This window comes from Streptomyces sp. (assembly GCF_035563135.1).
Lineage (GTDB): Bacteria > Actinomycetota > Actinomycetes > Streptomycetales > Streptomycetaceae > Streptomyces.
Genome location: NZ_DATMVN010000087.1, coordinates 1 through 3,905 on the forward strand (window position 1 = coordinate 1; position 3,905 = coordinate 3,905).

4 protein-coding genes are annotated in these 3,905 nt (G+C 72.1%); all 4 read right to left on the reverse strand.

The genetic code is table 11. The features are described from left to right. The coding region (locus tag VN520_RS03785; RefSeq protein ID WP_325745394.1) for a Rieske (2Fe-2S) protein at positions 1-297 on the reverse strand (297 nt) is incomplete at its 3' end. Further along, positions 294-1,349 carry an NADP-dependent oxidoreductase gene (locus tag VN520_RS03790; protein ID WP_325745395.1) on the reverse strand — a complete coding sequence of 352 codons (1,056 nt, stop codon included), beginning with the start codon at positions 1,347-1,349 and terminating at the stop codon, positions 294-296. The genes VN520_RS03790 and VN520_RS03785, both read right to left, overlap by 4 nt. Then, on the reverse strand, positions 1,346-2,989 hold the full coding sequence (locus VN520_RS03795) for an NAD(P)/FAD-dependent oxidoreductase (protein WP_325745397.1): 1,644 nt from the start codon (positions 2,987-2,989) through the stop codon (positions 1,346-1,348). Before VN520_RS03795 ends, VN520_RS03790 begins: the two co-directional genes overlap by 4 nt. 11 nt (positions 2,990-3,000) lie before the next feature. Continuing rightward, on the reverse strand, positions 3,001-3,905 hold a 905-nt coding region (locus tag VN520_RS03800; protein ID WP_325745396.1), incomplete at its 5' end, for a phytoene desaturase family protein.

Here is a 3,905-nt window from a genome sequence, read left to right on the forward strand (position 1 = left end):
GTCCGGGCCGAAGGCGAAGCGGTGGAAGGGGCACAGCAGTTCGTCGCCCTCCAGTGCGCCGAGCCCGAGGTGCGCCCCCAGGTGCGGGCAGTACGGGCGGACCGCCCGCACCTCACCGTCGCGGAGCCGGTAGAGCACCACGTCCTCGCCCTGGAGCGGCCGGGTCAGCAGCGCCCCCCGCACCACCTCCGAGGAGAACGCCACCGAGAACCAGCCGTCGGGGTACGGCAGGACTGGCTCGTGCGCGTCGGCCGGGCTCGGGCCCTCCGTGAGCGCCCGGGTGTGGCCGCGCCTCACAGCTCGACCAGCACCTTGCCGAAGGACGCCGCACGGTCGGTGTACAGGCTGCGGTAGGCGGCGGGAACGGAGTCGAAGCCGTGGTGCACGGTCTGCTGGTAGCGGATCTCGCCGGCGCGCACCAGCGGCCCCAGCTCGGCGTGCAGCGCCGCCCAGTTGTCCTCGGTGAACCACTCCAGCGCGAAGATCCCGCGGATCGTCGTGCGCGGGAACATGATGTACGGCAGCAGCCGGAGCCCGGTCCACTCGCCGCCGACCTGGCTCGCCCACTGCCAGCACACCGCGACCCGGCTGTCCACGGTGAGCATCGTGAAGACGGTGTCGGTCATGACCCCGCCGAGGTTGTCGAAGTACCGGTCGACGCCGCCAGGAGCCGCCTTCGCCAGGTCCTCGCGGAGCTGCGCCGGGCCCCCGCCGTGCCGGAAGACGACGACGGCGTCGAAGCCGAGCGCCGTCAGCCGCGCCGCCTTCTCCGGCGAACCGGTCGTGCCCACCACCCGCGCGCCCGCCCGCTTCGCCAGCTGCCCGACCAGCGTGCCGATCGCGCCGGACGCGCCGCTGATCAGGACCGTGTCGCCGGGCCGTACGGCCAGGAAGGTGGTGAGGGCGCCCCACGCGGTCATCCCGGCGCCGCCGAGGATGCCGAGCGCGGTGCTCAGCGGCAGCGCCTCGTCGTAGTGGGCCGGGTCCAGCTTCCGGTACGCGGGGAAGACCATCGGGAACGTGCCGGTCTGCCACAGTGCCCCCGCGCCGTTACTGACCAGGTGGGTGCGCCAGCCGCCGAAGCCCTGCACGAGGTCCCCGACGCCGAACATCGCCCGCGGTCCGGCCGCCAGCACCTCCATGATCGAGTCGGCGCCCATGTGGTCGCCCACCGGGGTGTCCAGGGCGATCCCGTGGAGGTAGGGGTCGACGGAGACGTACCGCGTGCGCAGCAGCATCTCGTCCTCGGCCAGGTCGGTGTTGAGCTCCTCCACCACCTTCACGTACATCCGGTCCACGTCCGGCACGCCGTCGTTGTGCTCGCTGACGATCCACTTCTCGGTCTTCACGGGGTCGCTCCTGCGGGTTCGATGAGTTGTACGGGGAGAGGGGCGCTGTCGTCGACGGAGGCGGTGAACGGCCGCCCGTCGTCGCGGCAGACGAAGTGCATGACGTGCCGTCCCGAGGCCGCGGCCCGGATCAGGCCGCCGGTGGTGGCCCAGACGCCGGACAGGTAGAAGTCCGCGAGCCCCGGCAGTCCCGGACCGTGTCGCTTGACCTCCTGCTCCACGGTCTCGCCGCTGTCCACGAACGGCTGCCAGCCGAGCACCGTGCCGTCGTAGTTGCCGGTGTAGCGGACCTGGGTGAGCGGGGTGGACACGTCCCGCACCACGATCGCGTCCCGCAGCCCGGGGTGCCGCTCGTCGAGGAAGTCCACGATCGTGTCCCGCACCTGCCGCTTGGCCCGCTGGTAGTCGCGCCCGCGCCCGACCGGCAGCGTGTGCAGCTCCTCGCCGCGGCGGATCCGGGTGAACTGCTCGGGACCGGTGCTCAGCTCCCGCCACGGCGCGATGTCGCAGAAGTACGTGGCGTACACCACGGAGGTGCCCGGCGGCGACAGCTCCGGGTAGTGGCGGCTGCGGAACTGCACGTTGACGCTGGGGTGCCGGATGCCGGTGAGCCGTTCCGCGACCGCGTCCCCCAGGAGGTACGTGGTGCAGGGCTCGCCGTCCGGGAAGGGCCGGCGCAGCCCCAGGAAGACCGTGAGGTAGCCGGGGAAGACCATGCCGGGTTCCGTGATGGTCCGGGTGTACAGCTCCCGGTACGTGTCGGTGAGGTAGCGGCCCTTCAGCAGGTCGAGGAGCGTGGTGCGCCCGTCGCAGGCGGAGACCACGATGTCCGCCCGCAGCTCCGTGCCGTCGCTCAGCCGGACCCCGGCCGCCCGGTCGTTCTCCACCAGGATCTCCACGACCCTGGCGTTGTACATGACCTCGCCGCCGAGCCTCCGGTAGCGCTCCTCGACCGAGCGGGCCAGGCCGAGCGAGCCGCCCTCGGGGACACCGGCCGAGGCGTCGGCGTGCGCCGCGAGCTGGAAGTAGAACGGCAGCACGGGGAAGTTGGGATGCTTCTCGTACAGGATGAAGTTGAACGCCTCGCGCAGCAGCGGGTCCCGGAAGCGCTGCGAGTAGTCCCGCATCAGCGTGCCGATGGAGCGCCGGATCACGTTGAAGTAGGGGACCAGGGACGCCAGCATCCGCCAGCGCTCCAGGCGGCCCATGAGCCCGACCGGGGTGAGGAACGGGTAGCGGGCCAGTGCCTTGCGGAAGGTCCGCAGCCCGGCGCAGAAGTCGCGGATCACCCGGGCGTCGCCGGGGGAGAGGGCGAGCAGGTGCGCTTCGAGGCGGTCCGGATCGGAGTAGAAGTGGACCGCCCGCCCGTCCCGGCCGCGCACCGTGTTGAACACATCGAAGTTGCGCATCCGCTTGCCCTGGAGCGCGCCGAGCTCCAGCCAGATCTGGTGCATCTCGTTGCCCGGCCCGCTGCCGAGCAGCCAGCTCACACAGCAGTCGAGGGTGAAGTCGCCCCGGTCCCAGGCCGTGCAGGAACCGCCCGGGATCTCGTGCATCTCCAGCACCCTGCTGCGATAGCCGTTCATCTGGGCGTAGCAGCCGGTGGAGAGCCCGCCGAGCCCTCCGCCGACGATCAGCATGGTCCTTCTGGTCATTCGGTCACCGCCGCCTTCCCGGCGTCGCCCCGCTGTTCGAGTCGTGGCAGCCGGCCCAGCCTCCCGGGATGCCACGGCCCGGCGCCCTCGCTCGGCCAGGCCCGGAACTCCCGGCCCAGCTCGTCGCAGAGGAACTGGACCGCGTACCGGCCGCTGGTCGCGGCCCGGATCAGGCCGCCCATCCCGGTCCACTGCCCGGCCATCGAGAAGCCGCTCAGCCCCGGCAGCCGCATCCGGTCCCGGTCCACCAGCGCGGTCGACACGTCGTCGGCCTCGGAGAACGCCTTCCAGGCCAGGATGCTGCCGTAGGTGTTGCCGGTGTACCGCTCCGTCGTCGCCGGCGTCGCCACGTCCACCAGCTCGATCCGCTCATCGAGGCCCGGATGACGCTCGGCCAGGAAGCCCCGCAGGAAGTCGACGACCTCCTGCTTGCGCTCCCGGTACGCCCGCCGGTCCGCCTTCCGCAGATCCTGCCAGGACCGGTGGTCGGTGAAGTACGTGCAGTGCAGCACCGACTTCCCGGCCGGCGCGAAGCCGTCGGCGTAGTCGGACCGCCGCTGCACCACCAGACTGTGCTGGAGGCTCCCCGGCAGCGCCGCGCCCCGCTCCGGACCGAGGAGGTACGTGGTGCTGTGCGGCTCACCGGCGGGCAGCGGGCCGTCGATCCCGACGAACGCGGAGACCACCGCCGGGTACAGGTTGTCCGGCCGGTCCAGCAGCTCCGTGTACAGCCGCTCGGTGCGCGGGCTGCTCCACCGCCCCTCCAGCAGCCGGTCCAGCACCGTCGGCCCGTCGCAGGCGGCGATCACATGGTCGGCGAAGTGCTCCTGCCCGTCCCGCAGCCGTACGCCGACCGCCCGCCCGTCCTCGACGAGGATCCGCTCCACCCGGGCGCGGTAGC

Coding starts and splice junctions, on each gene's coding strand:
- VN520_RS03795 (WP_325745397.1), bottom strand. CDS start 2,989: ATGCTGATCGTCGGCGGAGGGCTCGGCGGGCTCTCCACCGGCTGCTAC.